This is a genomic window from Aquimarina sp. (assembly GCF_977115655.1).
On sequence record NZ_CDSBKO010000029.1, the window covers coordinates 1 to 19634 of the forward strand.

Annotated in this window: 13 protein-coding genes; 7 read left to right on the forward strand and 6 right to left on the reverse strand. The window is 35.7% G+C overall.

The features are described 5' to 3' along the window. Both ACZIYX_RS13055 and ACZIYX_RS13060 read right to left on the reverse strand, forming a co-directional pair. On the reverse strand, positions 1 to 1217 hold a 1217-nt coding region (locus ACZIYX_RS13055; RefSeq protein ID WP_462682689.1), incomplete at its 3' end, for a DUF6443 domain-containing protein. Positions 1218 to 1266: 49 nt separating this feature from the next. Next, positions 1267 to 5853: a hypothetical protein gene (locus ACZIYX_RS13060; protein WP_462682690.1), complete on the reverse strand. Its 4587-nt coding sequence runs from the start codon at positions 5851 to 5853 to the stop codon at positions 1267 to 1269. A 1237-nt stretch (positions 5854 to 7090) separates the two neighbouring features. Between ACZIYX_RS13060 and ACZIYX_RS13065 the strand changes: the two genes are divergently transcribed. Next, entirely contained in the window at positions 7091 to 7516 is a 426-nt protein-coding gene (locus tag ACZIYX_RS13065; RefSeq protein ID WP_462682691.1) for a hypothetical protein, read from the forward strand. 247 nt (positions 7517 to 7763) lie between these two features. On the opposite strand, the gene rsmG is transcribed toward ACZIYX_RS13065, so the two are convergent. Then, positions 7764 to 8393 carry a 16S rRNA (guanine(527)-N(7))-methyltransferase RsmG gene (gene rsmG / locus ACZIYX_RS13070; RefSeq protein ID WP_462682692.1) on the reverse strand — a complete coding sequence of 210 codons (630 nt, stop codon included), beginning with the start codon at positions 8391 to 8393 and terminating at the stop codon, positions 7764 to 7766. 142 nt (positions 8394 to 8535) lie between these two features. Between rsmG and ACZIYX_RS13075 the strand changes: the two genes are divergently transcribed. The 3 genes from ACZIYX_RS13075 (at position 8536) to ACZIYX_RS13085 (ending at position 11375) form a co-directional block, all read left to right on the forward strand. Beyond that, positions 8536 to 9639 carry a fatty acid desaturase family protein gene (locus ACZIYX_RS13075; protein WP_462682693.1) on the forward strand — a complete coding sequence of 368 codons (1104 nt, stop codon included), beginning with the start codon at positions 8536 to 8538 and terminating at the stop codon, positions 9637 to 9639. 40 nt (positions 9640 to 9679) lie between these two features. Continuing rightward, complete coding sequence (locus tag ACZIYX_RS13080; protein ID WP_462682737.1) at positions 9680 to 10867, forward strand: pyridoxal phosphate-dependent aminotransferase; 1188 nt, start codon at positions 9680 to 9682, stop codon at positions 10865 to 10867. Between the two features lie 220 nt (positions 10868 to 11087). Next, positions 11088 to 11375 (forward strand): hypothetical protein, encoded by a 288-nt coding sequence (locus ACZIYX_RS13085; RefSeq protein ID WP_462682694.1) that lies wholly within the window; start codon positions 11088 to 11090, stop codon positions 11373 to 11375. 304 nt (positions 11376 to 11679) lie between these two features. On the opposite strand, the gene ACZIYX_RS13090 is transcribed toward ACZIYX_RS13085, so the two are convergent. Together ACZIYX_RS13090 and trkA are read right to left on the reverse strand one after the other, a co-directional pair. Then, on the reverse strand, positions 11680 to 13176 hold the full coding sequence (locus ACZIYX_RS13090) for a TrkH family potassium uptake protein (protein WP_462682695.1): 1497 nt from the start codon (positions 13174 to 13176) through the stop codon (positions 11680 to 11682). 2 nt (positions 13177 to 13178) lie between these two features. Then, entirely contained in the window at positions 13179 to 14528 is a 1350-nt protein-coding gene (trkA, locus tag ACZIYX_RS13095; RefSeq protein ID WP_462682696.1) for a Trk system potassium transporter TrkA, read from the reverse strand. A 209-nt stretch (positions 14529 to 14737) separates the two neighbouring features. Here trkA and ubiE point away from each other — a divergent pair, with 209 nt between their 5' ends. Both ubiE and porT read left to right on the forward strand, forming a co-directional pair. Then, positions 14738 to 15466, forward strand: a complete 729-nt coding sequence (gene ubiE, locus ACZIYX_RS13100; protein WP_462682697.1) for a bifunctional demethylmenaquinone methyltransferase/2-methoxy-6-polyprenyl-1,4-benzoquinol methylase UbiE — start codon at positions 14738 to 14740, stop codon at positions 15464 to 15466. Between the two features lie 95 nt (positions 15467 to 15561). Continuing rightward, a complete protein-coding gene (gene porT / locus ACZIYX_RS13105) occupies positions 15562 to 16269 on the forward strand; it encodes a type IX secretion/gliding motility protein PorT/SprT (RefSeq protein ID WP_462682698.1) in 708 nt (235 codons plus the stop codon). Between the two features lie 13 nt (positions 16270 to 16282). Here the strand turns inward: porT and ACZIYX_RS13110 are convergent, their stop codons facing one another. Further along, a complete protein-coding gene (locus tag ACZIYX_RS13110; RefSeq protein ID WP_462682699.1) occupies positions 16283 to 17011 on the reverse strand; it encodes a TrmH family RNA methyltransferase in 729 nt (242 codons plus the stop codon). 49 nt (positions 17012 to 17060) lie between these two features. Here ACZIYX_RS13110 and tamL point away from each other — a divergent pair, with 49 nt between their 5' ends. Then, entirely contained in the window at positions 17061 to 19607 is a 2547-nt protein-coding gene (gene tamL, locus ACZIYX_RS13115) for a translocation and assembly module lipoprotein TamL (protein ID WP_462682700.1), read from the forward strand. Positions 19608 to 19634 lie beyond the last annotated feature (27 nt).

Sequence of the window (19634 nt, forward strand, 5' to 3'; positions counted from 1 at the left end):
GCCCCATTATTATAATACATGGTTACTCCACCAATCATCACAGCGCTGCCACGCTTTACCCATAGATCCCATAGATCTCCAGTAGAAGCCTTTATTTCGTCTTGTATTGTTTTACGATCTTTATTATCAACAATCTTACCTGTATACGCTACTCTGCCAAAAGCATCGTATTTGGTAAAGAGCCATGCAGATTCTGCCTTTAGCAAAGCATCTTGGACCATTATGGGCTGGTCCAGTTTATTGTATACAATATACTCCCAGCCTTTGCCAGGTATTTTCTTTTCGATCAATCGGTTTCGGTAATCGTATTTGTATTGGTAACACAGTTCGGAAAGCTCCGTGTTCGATACCCCGTCACTGGTATTTACTTTTGGTGGCAGTACGTACGTTAAGTTCCCGTAATCATCATAAACATAATAGGTGTCGTGGGCTACTGCTGCGTTGTAGGTGGTTTTTAGGATCACCTGTCCCAACTTATTTTTGTACTCTTTGGTGGTATGATCGTCCAGATACCCGGGTTGCCAGTTCTCGTCTTTGGTTATCGATACATACAACTGGTTGGCGGCATAGTTTGCCGTGTTTTTTACCAATTGTGGTTTTTCGGTATCGTTGTCCGCAAAGGTTACTGAAAAATATGCTATGTTGTTTGTGTTGGTTGCCCAATCGAATTTAATCGTGTGATCGGTATCACTATTAGGGCTTGCTTTCCATGCTGCTCCCGGTGCTCCTTGTTCCAGTACCCGGTTTAAAGGTGACGCTTCGAATACACTTTCGCTATAGGCGTTTATTTGATTTAGATCTGTAATTCCCGGGAAATCATCAGGATATTTATTTTGGTAATAGGCATTGATATTGGTATTAATATCTACCGATCTGTAACTTCCTGTTATACCTGTTGCTTCATACGGCAGGTATTGTTTGGCTTGCCTCCCATACCCATCATACTCTATATGGGTAACAATATCTTTATTATTCCTTGAGGCATGGATAGCTGTTTGTTGCTTAGGCCTTCCCAGACCATCATAATAGGTAATGTTATAGATCTTTTCCTTGACCGGAGCAGCCTCTAATGTCTCTACCGTGGTATAAGGCTGTTGTGCCTGTACCGATAAAACATAATTATGCTCCCTGCTCAGATCAAGCCCCTGTGCCTCTGCGGTCATCAGGGATGACATAAAACATATCAGCACGATTGTTGTTCTTATAATTGATTTCATCTATATATTTTTTAAAAACCCGTGGATCATCTTCTCTGTAGGTTTTGGGTTATTGTTTGGAGTTATCACTATCATCCTTGGGGTTCCCAACGCCGGGACCACCGCCGAAGCCACCGCTACATCTCGCGTTGGTAATGGTAAAGCTTCGTGATGCAGAAAGGGCTGTACCTGTACAAGTATCGGTCACGGTACAACTTACCAGTGCTGTTTTGGAGCTGCCGCAATTAAGGGTTACATACATCGATGGGGATGAACTTACATGAACCCCATCTACATACCATTTATAAGTATAGCCTCCTATACCTCCATTAACTTTGGCTTGCACCTGGAATTTCTGTGTTCTTGGAGGAGAACTCTCTGGTGGTGTAGTAGTTATAGAGGCACTGCTAAATGATGAGAGTTTTACACTCATCGTAGTCGATACTGTTTGAGAGCTTCCTGTTGTGATATCCTGCACCGTACATGTTACTGTGACTTGTCCATAATATTTACATCCCATCATAAGATCAAACGATTTTTGAGCAGTCGTATACCTCGCTCCTTTTCCTCGAATCTCCCAACTATAGGTATAGTTGCCTGATCCTCCTGTCGGACTGATATCAAAAGCTGCTGAAGTGTTGACCAAATGGGTCGAAGGATAAGAAATCGAACTGGAATTTACCTCTAATGGCGTATAGATACTAATCGATTTATTGGCTGTTTCGGTTTTACCGGTGGCCAAATCCCTGACTTCTAAAAAAATAGTAGCCATCCCAACTGTAGCACCACTTTGAAAAGTCATATCCTTACCGGTAGATTCTACAATCTGATTCCCCGGTTTGGTGATCTTCCAATAATAAGTGTAGTTACCTGATCCTCCGATTACATCAGACTGCACCCCAAAACTGGTATTGGTATTGGCCCAGGTCCCGGAAGTGATATTGACTACTAATGGATCATGAGGAATCCCGGTATGGTTATAATAGTATTTTGCAGTAATATTGGATTCTGCATCGCGGATATGTTGTAAACGACTAAACCCATCATACTCATAATACACAGTATACCCCTTGGGATCCGTCATGCTGGTCACTCCTATTAGTGGATCATACGTATAGGTAGTGACCATGGCATTGGGCAACCCATCCCGAAGGGTTTGCAAGGCATCCCTTAATTGCTGCTCTTTACAATCGGTGGCCCGACAGTTATCTGTATCTGTATTGGATTTTGCTTGCAGGTCTGCTATATAACCGGAAACTTCTGCATATATGCCATTTTCAATCTTGGCTATCGGGTATTGTTGCTGATACCCCCAAATGTATATACTATGGGAGCCATCTGCCTTGGATACTTCTAATGGGTTGCCTTTATTATCATATTTGTGGTAAACCACACGGTCTTCTAGAGTCGCGTTATTTTTGGTAGTGCTTATTTTCTGAGGAAGAATCATAGCATTACCCCAACTATTGTCATACATAGTATGTTGGGTTTGACTAGACAATATTGTAGTATTATCTTTTTGTAATAACTCTACCTGAATAGGTGTGGCGATACGGTTTTGCGCAATCAATCCCTGTTCTGCAGAGGTCGGTGATGACAGATCCTCTGGATACTGCGTATTGATAACCGTGGTATGACCATTGTTTACCGTGGTACTAACGGCGATTGGAAGGTTATGATGACTACCATAACTATACACTGTATTTTGAACGATAGAATCTTTATGGCCAATCGTATCATAACGATAATCCTTAGACTGAGTAGACAGTAACCGGGAGGCAAACTTAAAAAAACGAATATTTTTATCTGAATACCCTTGTACATTACGCCAACTGTTAATAACAATATTCTCATCTGTAGAAGAACATACCTTATCTGGGCTTTTGGTAGAGGTTAGGTATGCCAGTTTTTTTAAGTTTGGATCAACCTCCCCGGGAACAGCAACAGTACAGATATCTAAAAAAGATTTGCTACTATAAAAATTAGTTCCTGTAGCGGCCATAGTACTTGTAAAATCATATACCGAAGTACTGCTTTTTAAAATCCGTCCCGAAGCATCATATTGTGACATCTTCTTTAATTGTCCCTGCAAAGGATTAGTCTCAATATAAGGCAATCCAATTTCTGGAGTATAAGACCCTGCAATACCATAAGGACCGTTAGGGATATAAAACTTCTGGTCATAATACTCATACACCGTAGCCCCTAGTTTGTTACCTTGGGCATCTTCGATAGTCTCTCGTACCATGGGATAAGTTACCTCATAAGGGGTAGCACTATACAAATTAGAAGTATGCCGCTCTAACGTTTCATACTTCCCTCTATAACAACCCGGGGCTACATTACCTGTAGTAGTTTTAACAGTATGTAACTGTACCTGTTGTTGGATATTTTGTTTCAGGTACTCAAAACTCTTAATATAGGTTTCTCCCTGGTTGGTTTTATCTATCGTTTTAGAAACAATAGGATTATGGTTCCAGGTATTAATGGCTACCCTCTTACCATACTTTCTATGAACATGAGCACTTACCCCTAACAAACTGTTAGCCATAAATATCTTATAGGTTCCGGCGGGAAGAAAAAAAAATTCACGATCTCCAAGTTTACTTCCGTTTAAAGGAATAGCGTACGAAGAATATACAATATCACTATCTGCATTTTCAATCATCTTTTTTATCTCGCAAAACGTTTTGATCCCATCATCAACAGGCGGGTTTACCAAACCATCATAACATATTTCCAGAGGTCTATCAGTTGATATACTTTTACATTCTCCAGCACAAAGGATAAGTGGAGGGGTAATTCCATTAACTTGTATACACCCATTGGCAAGGGTAGTGTAATTTTTGGGAGTAGAAACAGGAGGAGCACTTTTATAAATCGCCATAAAAAACATACGCCCTGTCTGACTATAGTTACCTTCTATTGTAGTATCGCCATAATATCCGGTATCTGGGGTAACTACCTCATCTTCAGAAACTGTAAAAGTAACAGTAGAAGTCTTAGGAAAATACCAAAACCCATCATCACAAGAATAATCCGATTCTTTGGCATTAGGGTCTGCGCCGCTACCAATTTCAATTAAACTTTCCCCTCTCGAAACTACCTCATCCACTGTTGAAAGCTCAAGGTGATCGAACTCGAATTGTGTAGATCCCCCAGTGGGATAATAGATCTCTTGAAGCATTCCTTTCATCCTGGAGTTAAAATCAGGTTTACGGTTCGCTCCGAAAAAAACCCGATTATATTCATCGGTATACTTAGGAATAAGACTCCTATTATTATAAGCACCATTGAAATAGCCCAATCCATCTATAGCCAAAGATTCTCGACTCGGCAATATATCCTCTCCAAAATAAGAAAACTTATAGGTATGTATCTCGTTTTCCTTGCGAGGTATCAATGACTTAGGATTGTGACCTGTAATGGAAATAAAATCCAACCTTAAACGATAATCTTTTTCGTTTGTCGGACTACCCGATGTAAAATAGGAATGATGAAAGCTAAAGCTTTTGATCAACGATCCATTATACATAATATTGATATGATCCAGCTTTTCTCGACCTTTTAAATCCAAACGCTCCGTGGCTTGGGTAATGCTCACAACCTCGATACCATTATGTGTTATGCTCCTTAAGTTAGATTGCTTGATTCTGAAATCATTCAGGTTAGAGGTAGTAATGTATTCATGATCCACAGGATTGTAATTATGGGTCTGACCACAATCTGAAAGCCGATTCTGGCTTATCTGTCTGTTATGATACAACTGGGGTTGATCCCAGTATTGCCCATTGGTGTATATAAAATCAAAAGTGTCTTTTTTATTAGCAGAGATCATTTGAGTCAGATACCATGCCGAATTATAGACACGAGTACCTTCCGAACCATCTGATGAAGTATAAGAGGTAGTAGTTTCTTCTGCCTTATCAAACTTATACACCGTGCCATCTGCATTGGTAATTTTCCAGCTATCGATACTTTTATTAAAGCCGGTTATCGTATAACTAGCTTTAATATCCGGATCTTTAAGACTTATAGCATCACCGGTTTGAGGATCGATCACAAAAGATCCTGATACGCCAGGGGCATAAAAACTATAAATATCTGGTAAAAGATCCAATTCACCTAGACTATTTTCGTATTTGCTATTATGAAATTTTCGAATCTGAAGTAGTGTATGCTCATAGCTCTCAAAGTTTCTATAACTCCTCGATGATGATTGTAACGAATTTATATAGGCATTCAAACTTGTGGCCATATCAGAATCAACTGGATAAGTTGGTCCTCCTGATATCATACCATCTGCCAATCCATGTATCTGACGGGTAACCATACCCCCTACATTAAGGTTCCAGCCGGCACCTGCAATGGTCGAAATACTTTGTACTTTAATACCCGAAGCATCATAGGTAAGCGAAATAGGAACTGAAGTCTCTTTTCCCTGAATCGTATAGATAGGAACAGCAACATTGGGCTTACCAGTATAATATGAGACAGGAACATTACCATACCTGGCAAATGCCTCGGCCTCTGGTGAATTTGGGAACTGAACTAAAGCGTTTACTTCTGGCAGATCCAATCCAGTGTTTTGACTAGTATTCTGCGCATTCAGCATGGAACAACCGGCAAGAAATACGGCTAAAAAAAAGTGCTTCATTTTGGGTGTATATAAAAAATGTAATAATTGATTTATAGATATAGACATATAAAATACAATGAGATTAAAGGTTGATGTTTTTAATTTTTCTAATAACAAAACGGCAATAAAAATAGCCCCTATTTAAAATAGCACACAGGAACAAAACCCTTGAAAAACAATTCTTTATACAATAAAAACATAATAATCGGTATAAAACTCAAAGTAGGATTGTTTTCTCTTCTGCTTTTTAAAATTGGTCTTGACAAAGAATGTAAATGCGGTGCTTTTTTTGTTTTCATAGTGTTGTGTTATACTGTTTTACTCCACATTGTGGAGTTAAATTTACCAAAGCTTGCGTTAAGACTATGGATTAGATTTCCCTGTACAAGAATACTATGTAAAAGTTTCATTTTCCGACATCGGGTATTTTTGAGGCGTTAAATATTTGTTAAATTATCGAGGTTTATACGTAAGCTGTTTGTGGGTTATATCCCTTTGCTGTACTCTTATATTAAAAAAAACATCTATCTCCCATCTTCTTCTAAAGAAAAAGGTAAAAGTTTTGATCTAAAAAAGGAGGTAGGGAATGTTAATAGTAAATCCAAGAATTAAATAAAAGTATAGATAAGCTGAAGAGGAGTAAACAGGGAGAGATGCCTGTACTTTAAAAAGGTATTCACGCTTTCTAAATAGCAAATAGCGTATCTCTTTTTATAAAACAGTTTACGGATACCTAAAAAAGGGAAACTTTATATATAAATACCCTATCTCCTTTTACAAAACACCCTGCTCGGTGCGCAAAAAAAGCAACTTTACTTACAAATACCCTATCTCCTCTTACAAAGCACCCTGCTCGGTGCGCAAAAAAAGTAACTTTACTTACAAACACCTCATCTCCTCCTACAAAGCACCCTGCTCCGTGCGCAAAAAAAGCAACTTTACTTACAAACAACCCATCTCCTCCTATAAAACACCTTGCTCGGTGCGCTAACAACCCCTCTCGGTGGGCTGTGCAAATTGTTAAAATTTATAGTACAGATGGTAGCGCTATATTTTTGAAGTTTATTATATTTGGCAGTATTAACAACAAATATCCGTTATAGCCTTTAGCTTCGGAAAGATCCCTACCCTTCTTTTTCTCCCACTTTGTCTATTATTATAATGGGGGTTGCCTTTTTTAACCTTATAATTTAATAATCTTATGACAAGAGATCAAATCAACAAATTAGAAATGTGCTAATCTACCGCTAATTACATGGATGCGAATAGTAGCGTATGGAATACTGTTCCTGCAATTGGCAGATACAAAAACCTGCTCACCCAATTAATAGAAAAAATAAAAAGTAAAGCGGGAGAACAAGAATCTGCTCAATTGTTTATCGCCCAATCTGTACGGGAGCTTAAAAAAAATATTGCTTTAAAAATGGACATACAGGATGATATTCTGGAAGCGTATGCTAGTGATACCAATGATACAGAGCTACTTGCAAAGGCAACTAATTCGTATTCGGATTATTTTTCGCTATCTAACGAAAATTTTGAGATAAAAGTTAAAAACATGATTGCCTTGATAGAAAACAATGTGCAAAATGCCACAGAATATGGTAGTTCTGCCGATCAGGTAGAGGATGTAAAGACCAGCTTTAATTCTTGGCTTGAACGTCGCGGTAAAACCCGCTAATACCAGATTGCATCCAGCGTGGCTACACAAAGTCTTGATGAGCTTTTTAAAGAAAGCCTTCCTCTCTTAAAAAATTTGGACAATGTAACCAAAAGATTCAGACGTTCTAATGTTGAGTTTTATAAGGGATATACTTCTGCAAGGCAGATAATCAATAATTAATTTTTTAAAAAGATATCTACATCCCTTAAAACAAGTACTGCTGTGCATAATTTAAGGGATGATTATATATTATATTCAATCATTCTTAAACTTTATACTTTATTGGCAAATACACCACTTTTTTTGTTTCAAAAAAATCCTCTTCAAAATAATCAGACAGTTCGTGTTCTATAGCTTTTGGAAACAATGCCAGCTCTTCTGTCAAATCTCCTCCTTTAAGGTATAAAATTCCATTTTGCAATTCGTGATTATTCTTTTTGGCTACATTTTTTCTTACCCACTTTACAAAATCCGGCATATTTGTTACGGCGCGACTTACCACAAAATCAAAACGGTCATCAAATGTACCTGCCCTGCGTTGTTCTGCTTTTACATTTGTTAACCCCAAAGCATTTGCAACTTCATTTACTACCTTTATTTTTTTTGCAATAACATCTACCAAATAAAAATGGGTTTCAGGAAACAGGATTGCCAAAGGAATCCCGGGAAAACCTCCTCCTGTCCCTACATCCAATATCTTTGCACCTGGCATAAACTCTTGTATTTTGGCTATTCCAAGAGAATGTAAAATATGTCGTTCATACAACGACTCTATATCTTTGCGTGAGATAACGTTTATTTTAGAATTCCATTCTGTATAAAGATTTTCAAGTTGCAAAAACCGGGTTTCCTGCTCTTCCGTTAGATTTGGAAAGTATTTTTTTAGAATATCCATTTAACAATATAAAATTAAAGCGCAAAAATACATGTTAAAAGGATATATTTTACTACTTTTTAGGAACTTAAAAAAATTTAATTAGCTAACTTTACCCAATATTATTATGGTAAATTTCGTTTTGCCGTAAACCTCAATAATTATGGTTACACCTAACATACGCTTTAGCAGGGCAGAATCTGCCAACTTTTTTAGAACATTAAACAAAAGAGTAAATCAATATTTTAAAGAAAATAACATTAAACGAACGGGAAACTGGCGATTACATCTTAAAACAATCGTTATGTTCTCTATTTTTTTAACTCCTTATTTTTTGATACTTACGTTAGATATCTCGCAATGGTGGATGCTACTGCTTACGATTGTAATGGGTGTTGGCATGGCTGGTGTTGGCATGAATGTGATGCATGATGGCAATCATGGTTCTTATTCTTCAAAAAAATGGATAAACAATTTGATGGGGAGCAGCATTTATATCCTTGCCGGCAATGTTTATAACTGGCAAGTACAACACAATGTTTTACACCACACCTATACAAATATACATGGTATTGATGAAGATATGGATGCTGGTAGAGTGATTAGATTTACCAAACACGCAAAATGGATGCGTTTTCATAAATTTCAGCATTATTATTCTATATTTTTATATGGTTTATTAACTTTTAATTGGGCATTAACCACAGATTTTAAACAAACAAAAAATTATCTTGCCCGAAAACTTTCTTACGGAAAACTACCAAGCTCTTTAAAACAATGGAGCACAGTGGTGATAACCAAAATGATCTATGTTTTAATTTGGATTGTAATCCCAATGCTGATAATGTCTATCGCCTGGTGGAAAATTTTAATAGGCTTTTTTATAATGCACTATGTTGCAGGGTTAATATTGAGTGTAGTATTTCAGTTGGCCCACATGGTCGAAGAGGCACAAATGCCTGTTCCCGACAAAACAGGAACTATAAAAAACACCTGGGCAGTGCATCAGTTATTTACTACGGTTAACTTTTCTACAAAAAACAGATTAGTCAATTGGTTTACAGGTGGTTTAAACCATCAGGTAGAGCACCATATTTTTCCAAATATAAGCCATGTTCATTATACCAAAATTTCTAAGATTGTAAAACAGACTGCCTTAGAATTTAATCTGCCTTATAACGAATACAAAACAACACGCAAAGCAATTATCGCCCACTTTAAGCATCTTAAAGAAATGGGGATGAAGCCTGCTGCTATACAATCATAACTTTTATTTACCAGATTACATGAGTACACAAGTATCAGGGATGAATATCCAACTATCAGACAAAATTAATGCGCTTGAAGCATCGGCTACTTTAGCTATGGCTGCAAAAGCTCGTGAGCTTAAAGCAGAAGGAAAAGACATTATTAGTTTAAGCCTTGGGGAACCAGACTTTAACACTCCGGATTTTATTAAAGAAGCAGCTATACAAGCAATAAACGACAATTACAACTCCTACTCTCCTGTTGATGGATATGTTGAATTAAAAGATGCTATCATCACCAAATTTAAGCGAGATAATGGCATTACTTATGATCGTTCTCAAATTGTTGTTTCTACAGGTGCAAAACAATCCCTGTACAATATTGCTCAAGTATACATTAATCCAGGTGACGAGGTTATCCTGCCTTGTCCGTATTGGGTAAGTTATAGCGATATCATAAAACTTGCAGGCGGGGTTCCTGTAGAGGTAGAAACCTCTATAGATACCGACTTTAAAATGACCGCAGAGCAATTGGAGAAAGCTATTACGCCAAAAACCAAAATGCTATGGTACAGCTCTCCCTGTAACCCAAGCGGGTCTATTTATAGCAAAGATGAATTAAGAGCATTAGCAGATGTGCTACAAAAATATCCTAATATTATTGTTGTAAGTGACGAGATATATGAGCATATCAATTATATAGGGGGACATGCATCCATGGCTCAGTTTGAAGATATGTACAACAGAACTGTTACTGTAAACGGGGTTGCAAAAGCGTTTGCCATGACTGGCTGGAGGATAGGATACATAGGAGCACCTACTGCAATTGCCAGGGCTTGCAACAAAATACAAGGACAAGTAACCAGTGGGGCAAATTGTATTGCACAACGAGCTGTAATTACAGCCTTGGAAGCTCCTGTTGGCAAAATCCAATACATGGTAGATGAATTTAAAGAAAGAAGAGAACTAATATTGGAACTATTATCTGATATTCCCGGTTTTGAATGCAATAAACCTGAAGGTGCTTTTTATGTTTTTCCAGATATCTCATATTACTTTGGAAAAACATTGCAAGGATCTCTTATTGAAAATGCTACAGACTTCTCTATGTTTTTACTAGAAAAAGCTAATATCGCAACAGTAACCGGTACTGCATTTGGAAACAGTAACTGCATCAGGCTTTCTTATGCCGCTAGCAAAGAAGAAATCAAAGAAGCTGCTAAAAGAATCAAAGAAGTTGTGAGCTAATTTTTTAGTTATCCCAACCCAAAAAAAGCCGTTTATTTCTAGTTAGAAATAAACGGCTTTTTGTTTGTTAATATTTGTTAAGAAATTTTTAACATTTTTTTATAATTATAAAAAGCATCTCCAAATACTAAAGGACCTAATTTAGAGTTATAATTTTTCCCAAACACTAATCTTAATAAAGGTTAGTGTTAAAAAAAACCAACTTAAACACGCAATCGTTATGGATACTATAGAAAAAGAACGTATCGTCAAAAAAAATGTTTTAGAAATTTTTAAAGAGAACTTTAATGTTGCTCAAACAGACGATGAAATCCTTGATATTAAACCTGAAAAGGAGTTTAGTTCTAATTACATGGGGTATTATGAGTCTATATTAGATATTTTTTTGATCGAAGACAATCATATTGATACCATTACAGGAACTGTAAAGGACACTATAAAAAAGGTTGCAGAATTATGGTCTATTATCCCTAATTCCTCTGCAACATGGGAATGGCAGATGCAATAGGTTCTTTGGCATATACTGAAGCATTTTTCATCTTTTAAATAATTTATTTTAAAACAAGTACATATTATTGTACTACTCATTTTTTACCGCCAATCCATAAAGATAATTCAGGTCTTTTAGAACCTGGATTATCTTTATACATTTAAGTTTATAATTTTTTTGAAGGTATGTATGCTACTATTCACAACTCTATATTCCACTTGGGGCTTCTATCAATCAAAGAAGAAAATTGAGGAAAAAGCAGTTAATCTAATAAAGCAGATCTAAGATTTATTAACTTTTTAAAATATTACATCTAAAAAAGTTATCTGTTTCTCCAAAAAAAAGGTGTAAGAAGTATCAGCACTGTAAACAACTCTAACCTGCCTATAAGCATAAGAAAGCAGCACCACCACTTTCCAAAATCCGGTAATATATTAAAATTATCTACAGGGCTTAATTTTCCGAATGCCGGGCCAATATTTCCTAATGAGGATGCCGCGCCCCCTATTGCTGTTTCAAAATCCAACCCCAAAGCCCCCAATACCACAGAGCCTATAATAAAAGCTAGCATGTACAAAATAAAAAATGCCAGTATATTAAAAACTATTTCTTTAGAAACCGCTCTGGTATTGTACCTCACTGGCAATACTGCCCTGGGGTGTAACGTTCTTTTAAATTCCAAAATCCCATTACGGATAGTTATTAAATGCCTCATTACTTTTATTCCTCCGGATGTTGATCCTGCAGATCCTCCCAAAAACATAATACCGAAGAAAAGAATTGTTAAAAAAGGGGTCCACATAGTAAAATCTGCTGTTATAAACCCCGTTGTAGTTATAACCGTCAGTACCTGAAACAATGCATGTCTAAAAGAACTTTCTGCCCGTCCCCACACCATGGGATGGTCTATAGATGACAAGGACAGGTCTGCTTTGAAATAAATTACAATAGCCGCTATCAAAGTAAACCCAACAATAAACAAGGTATAATATTTAAACTCTTCATCTTTTATAATTTTACTTACCTTGCCTTTAAACGCGAAATAACTAAGGACAAAATTCATTCCTGCCAAAAACATGAATAATATAATTATATATTGTATTACAGGTTGGTCATTCCAATATGCCACACTTGCATTTTTGGTAGAAAAACCTCCTGTCGACAAAGTACTTAATGCATGGTTTATAGCATCAAAAAAATTCATTCCTGCTAGTTTCAGAAGAATAGTTTCGGCTACTGTATACCCAAAATAGATCAACCAAAGTCTTTTTGCTGTATCTGTAATTCTGGGATGTAGCTTATCTGCACTTGGCCCCGGAGCTTCTGCCGCAAATAACTGCATCCCTCCTATACCCAACAACGGCAAAATAGCAATCGCCAACACTATTATCCCCATACCACCAATCCAGTGTGTTAGGCTTCTCCAAAATAAAACTCCTTTTGGAATAATTTCTATTTGATTAAGAATGGTAGATCCCGTTGTGGTATAGCCCGACATGGTTTCAAAAAAAGCATTGGTAAACGATGGTATTGCTCCCGAAAACAAATATGGCAAAGTACCGCTTAGAGACATAAATATCCAACCAAAAGTCACGACAATGTACCCATCTCGCTTATTGATTTCTTTTTGGTGCTCCCTGGTAAAAAACATTAGCATAATCCCTACAAACATAGTTGCCAAAGATGCCATCATTATCTCTAAAGTAACCCCATCTTTATAGGCAAAGCTAACTATAGTAGCAATAAGCATAAACCCCCCGTTGCAAAGCAACAAAAGACCCATTATATGCGAGATAATCTTGTAGTTTAACTTATACATTTTTAAAGGAAAAGCTTTTCTATTTTCTTGATAGATTTTGGCAAACAACATACTACCACCCTATCTCCTGCCTGAATATAAAAATTACCCAATGGGATCATTCCTTTTTGATCCCTAATAACCCCGGCAATTATAGCAGAGCGGGGAAAGTCTAAATCCTTGATAAAATTATCACTTACTTCGGATCTGGGCTTAACAACAAACTCTAATAACTCTGCATTCATGTTATTAAGTTTTGTCATAGCAACCACCTCTCCTTTTCTGATAAACCGAAAGATATTATTTGCTGCCAAAAGTTTTTTATTAATCAATGTATCTATACCTATAGAGTGGGATAGCTGAAAATAATCCATGTTTTCTACCAATGCGATAGTTTTTCTTACGCCTTTAGATTTAGCTACCAGGCAAGACATGATATTAGTTTCAGAATTACCCGTTACTGCTATAAAAGCATCCATTCCATCAATTCCTTCTTCTTCTAAAAGCTCTACATTTCTACCATCTCCATTAATTATCAAAGCACTGGAAAGCTCATCTGCAAGATCAAAGGCTTTGTCTTTATCTTTTTCTATAAGTTTTACCCTAAACTTATGATTACAAAGGTCTCGTGCGGTTTTATAACCAATTTTACTACCTCCCAGAATCATAACCTTTTTGATTTGTTCTTTAACTTTTCCGGTTAATTTATATAATTCTTCTACCCCTCCTTTGGATGTTACAAAATATACTTGATCTCCTTCTTTAAAAGTAGTATCTCCTCTGGGAATCAATGTATATTGTGTTCCGGAACGCTGAATTGCTATTGGCATAAAATGTAATTCTGGAAATATCTCTGCTGATTCTCTCACAGATTTACCCACAAACAAAGCTTCTTTAGACAAGGTAGTACCTACCATTGTTAATGCTCCGTTCTCAAATTCGTAACTATCATGAAATGCAGACTGACTAAGAAGCAGCTCTATTTCACTAGCGGCAAGAGCTTCTGGAGAAATTAGCTCATCAATCCCAAACTTAGCAAATCCTATTTCCTCTTTATTCCCTATAAATTCTGTGTTAGAAATTCTGGCAATAGTACGTTTAGCGCCTAATTGTTTCGCTAGCACACAAATAGTTATATTAGTTGTTTCGCTAGAAGTAACACTTATTACCATATCAACGTTTTCTACTCCTGCATCTTTTAAAATAGCGATAGAAGTAGAGTCTCCTTTAATAATCCTGATATCCAAATGGGTATCTGCATAGTTAAGACATTCCTTATCTGTATCAATAAGCGTAATATCCTGAGACTCAAACGAGAGTAATTTAGCCAAATGAAACCCTACCTCACCTGCACCGGCAATAATGATTTTCATTGGTTATATATATTATTTTTCATCTAAAAAAAAATAAAACTAAGAACAACTACTGTTTTAAGAAGTAGTTTTAATACTTGTCTTAGAATATAAAAGTATACAAAGGTAATGTAAATTGCCTAACTGGTAAAATTTGTTTATCCTCAACTTAATTCAATTCTATTCTGGCGATCCATATCAAAAATGTATATTTGCCTAAATTTTTTTGAATGTCAGAAAAAATAACACCATACAAAGACAAAAACAGATCCAAAAAAGAACAGGTTGCAGAGATGTTTGATACCATTTCAGAGAATTACGACGGACTTAATCGTGTTATTTCTTTTGGAATCGATGTTAAATGGCGCAAAAAAGTTGTTCAGTTAGTTAAAAAATCTAATCCTGAAAAAATTTTAGATGTCGCAACAGGAACCGGGGATCTTGCCATAAACTTGTCAAAAACAGGGGCTTCAGAGATAATTGGCCTTGATATTTCTTTGGGAATGCTTGAAGTTGGAAAACATAAAGTTGCCACAAAAAAACTGGATTCTATTATTAACATGGTTCAAGGGGATAGTGAAAATCTTAATTATCCTGAAAACTATTTTGATGCTGTTACTGTAGCTTTTGGAGTACGTAATTTTGAAAATTTAGAAAAAGGGCTTTCAGAAATTTTAAGAGTACTTAAACCGGGAGGTGTTTTTGTTGTTTTAGAAACTTCTATACCCACAAAATTTCCTTATAAACAAGGATACAGGTTATATTCCACAAAAATTCTACCTCTGGTGGGCAGACTGTTTTCTAAGGACAAATCTGCATATTCTTACCTTAGCAAAAGTGCTGCAGCTTTTCCGTACGGAGAAGGGTTCAACAATATTTTGAAAAAAATTGGGTTTATAGAAGTCAAAGACACCCCACAAACTTTTGGTGTCGCTACCATTTATACTGCCAAAAAATAATCTGGAAGTATATAAACGGCATTTTAAAAGTAATAAACTATAAATGTGTAAGGTTTTTTTAAAAGAAAACCATTAAAAAGGTTAATTTAATTTTAATGAAAAGAATATTTATCTTCATCGTTGTTTTAGCATGTGCTCAAAGCATGAGTGCTCAGCTATTTTCTAAAGAAAAGGTACAAAATCTTCAAAACTTCGATAAACCAAGGTTTAGCTATGGTTATATTCTTGGATTTAACAGCTACGATTTTAATTTTGATTATTCTGCAGACGCTTCAAATACCGATATAATACATGATACTTCCTTAGGCTTTAACGTTGGACTTTTAGGAAATCTTAGAATAAATGATTATTTAGACCTTAGATTAGAACCTATGGTAATATTTAACACCAGAAACCTTAAGTTTACAAATCCCGAATTTACATCTGAATTTGAGTCTTCCAGAGAGGTTCCGTCTACATACGTTCATGTCCCATTATTACTCAAAATATCTACTAAAAGAATTAACAATATCAAACCCTTTATTATTGGAGGGGTTTCTACGTCTATTAACCTTTCCAGTAATGAAGACAATCCAGATGATAATAGTCTGGGGCAATTTAGAATGAAAACTAATACCAACTACTATGAAATAGGTTTTGGGATAGATCTATATCTTTATTATTTTAAGTTTACCCCTTCTATAAGAGGTGTTTTTGCCATGTCTGATGAGTTGGTAAGAGACAATGACCCTAATAGCCCGTATACTGCAACTATTGACAAAATGTCTACCAGAGGAATTTTTATAAACTTTACATTTCAATAAGATCTGCGTATTTTCAAGACCTTTTAAATTCGCTTAAAACAATTGCAGTTGCCGTAGCTACATTAAGGCTTTCTGTTTTTTGATTTGTTCCAAATTGTGGTATAGTTATCCTGTTATCAATAAGGTTTTGAACATCTTCAGAAATTCCATTTGCTTCATTCCCCATTATAACAATAGCATTTTTAGGCAGTTTCTCTTCATAAACAGACTTGCCTTCCATAAAAGTGCCATACACCTTAATATCTTTAGTTTTTGTTGCCAAAAAATCTTTTAGATCTGTATAATTAATATTTACCCGGGTAATCGATCCCATAGTTGCCTGAATCACTTTTGGATTGTAACAATCTACTGTTTGCATAGAACAAACTAAATCCTTAACCCCAAACCAATCACATAAACGAATCATAGTTCCTAAATTACCAGGATCCCGAATATCATCTAATACCAAAACCAACCCATTATCTTCAATGCCACTGCTATGGGGAATATAAAATACAGCTAATGCCATTTGGGGAGTTGTTAAAAAACTAATTTGTTTTAATTCTTCCTCTGTAATGATATATTTATGCGCAAGATCAATATCAAAAATATCCTTGGTAGTAAAAAGAGTGTGAAGCTTTAATCCTTCTTCCAAAAGCTCATTTATTACTTTTTTACCTTCAGCAACAAATAATCCATGTTGTTTTCGGTATTTTTTTTGATATAAACTTTTTATTAGTTTCTTTTGGTTTTTGCTAACCATACAAATAGTGTATTTTTGAATCAATAATAAATAAGGATTGAAACACTTTGTGACAAAAATATTATTAATTACCCTAACTACCATCTTTTTATTTTCGTGTAATGCGACAAAAAGAGTTAAGGGGCAGGATTTTTTATTGAAAAAGAGCACGATTTTTGTAGACAGCATCAAATCCAAGGATCCAAAGCTCTACAATCAACTTTTTCAAAAACCCAATATTAAACTTTTAGGAATCCCTATCAGGCTGCATATATATAATCTTGCCAGTGTAAATCAAGATTCTTTATATAAAGATTGGTTGACCCGAAAACCGAATCGCGAAAACCGAATCGTAAGTTTTCTTTCCAAAAAACAGGTCGATCGATTGGGGGTTGGATTATCCAGAATTAACGAATGGCTGAAAAGTACCGGTGAACCTCCTGCTATTATTAATGAATCTAAAATAAAACGATCCATCAGAAGGCTACAGGCATATTACTGGAACAATGGCTGGTTTAATATCGAGACAGATTACAAGGTCAACAAAAAAAACGACAAGACCGCAACAGTAGATTACTATGTAAAACCAAATCAACCATATTTTATAGATTCCTTAAGTACAAAGATCGAATCCAGAGTTGCAGATTCTATATACAAGCTACATGTAAACAAGTCTTCTATTGTTTCTGGCAAACAGTACAAAACTTTGGACATAGAATCTGAAAGAGAAAGGATTACTTCGCTATATCGCAATTCGGGGCTATTCCATTTCGAAAAAGAATTCATCAAATTTGATGCAGATACCATTAATACAAACCACAAGGTAAATCTGAATATGCTTATAAAAAACCGCCCTGTAACAATAGGCGATTCTAGCACCCGAATTCCTTTTAAGGTACATAAAATAAGTAAAGTAAATATTTTTACAGATTACTCTTACCAAAACCGAAATCAAAAACCCAAAGACAGTACTAGCTATAAAGGCTATAACATTTTTGCTTATGAAAAAATAAAGTTTACCCGCAAAGCAATTGCTAATTCTGTATTAATAACTCCCGGCGAAATCTTTAGAGACAAAGATCGCACCCTTACTTATAACCAAATCAACAACCTAAGAACTTTTAAGTACCCCAGCATTAGATTTGATAGTGATCCCAATGATCCCAAAGGAGAAGATCTTATTGCAAACATTTTACTTACTCCCAAAAAAAAATACAGTACAAATATAGATTTTGATGTCTCTACTTCAAATATTCAAGCATTTGGAATAGGGTTTGGAGGTTCTGTTTTAGTACGAAACCTTTTTGGCGGCGCAGAAATTTTAGAAATCTCTGCAAGAGGAAGCGTCGGATCCTCTAGTGACGCAGTTGATGGCGGTCAAAAATTCTTTAACATATCTGAAATAGGAACTGACCTAAGATTATCTTTTCCTAAGATACTTTTTCCGTTGAAAACAAATAAAATTGTTCCAAAATATATGTCCCCAACCACTAATCTAACTTTTGGAATAAACGTGCAACAAAATATAGGGTTAGACAAACAAAATGCTACCGGTATATTTGGCTATAACTGGAAACCAAGTAATATTATCACTAACAGATTAGACCTAATTAACGCGCAGTATGTAAGAAACTTAAACACCAGCAATTATTTTAATATTTATGATGCTTCGTTTAACAAATTAAACGATATTGCTGTTCAAGTTCTTAAACCTGATTCTCCTTTTTTTTCTGAGCCTAACTCAAATATATTAAGCACACCATCCGGGGCAAATGGTTTTATATCACAATCCTTAGGATCAGAACCTGACCCCGACCTAACACAAAATCAATTAAAGGAAATACAAAATATTAATGAACGAAAAGTACGTTTAACCGAAGACAACCTAATTTTTGCATCAAATTACACGTTTACAAAAAACAACAGAGAAAATCTTTATGACGAAAATTACTCAAGGTTTAGAACCAAAATTGAACTAGCTGGTAATATCTTAAGCTCTATCTCTAAAATATCCGGGTTAAAAGAAAACTCCAATAAACGTTTTGAAATATTTGGGGTTGAATTTTCCCAGTATATCAAAACAGAAATAGATTATATAAAACACTGGGATTTAGAAAGAAAAAACATAATCGCATTTAGAGCTTTTGGCGGAATAGCCCTACCTTATGGCAATGCCAACAGTATACCTTTTGCAAGAAGTTTTTTTGGTGGGGGACCAAACGACAACCGTGCATGGCTGGTTTATGATTTAGGCCCGGGACGTACAGGAGGAAGAGACCAGTTTAATGAAGCCAATATGAAAATTGCGTTAAACCTGGAGTACCGATACAATATATTAGGATCATTACATGGCGCTTTGTTTGTTGATGCAGGAAACATCTGGAATATTTTAGATAATGTAGAAGATGAAGATGCCGTATTTTCAGGGCTTAATGACTTACAGGAAATAGCAGTAGGAAGTGGATTAGGTTTTCGATATGACTTTAATTTTTTTGTCTTAAGACTTGATATTGGATTCAAAACTTTCAATCCTGCCAACGATAAAGACCAAAGATGGTTTAAAGGATACCAGTTTTCTAAAGCCGTATACAATTTTGGGATTAACTACCCTTTTTAATCTTAAACCAATAATACCTGACCATAA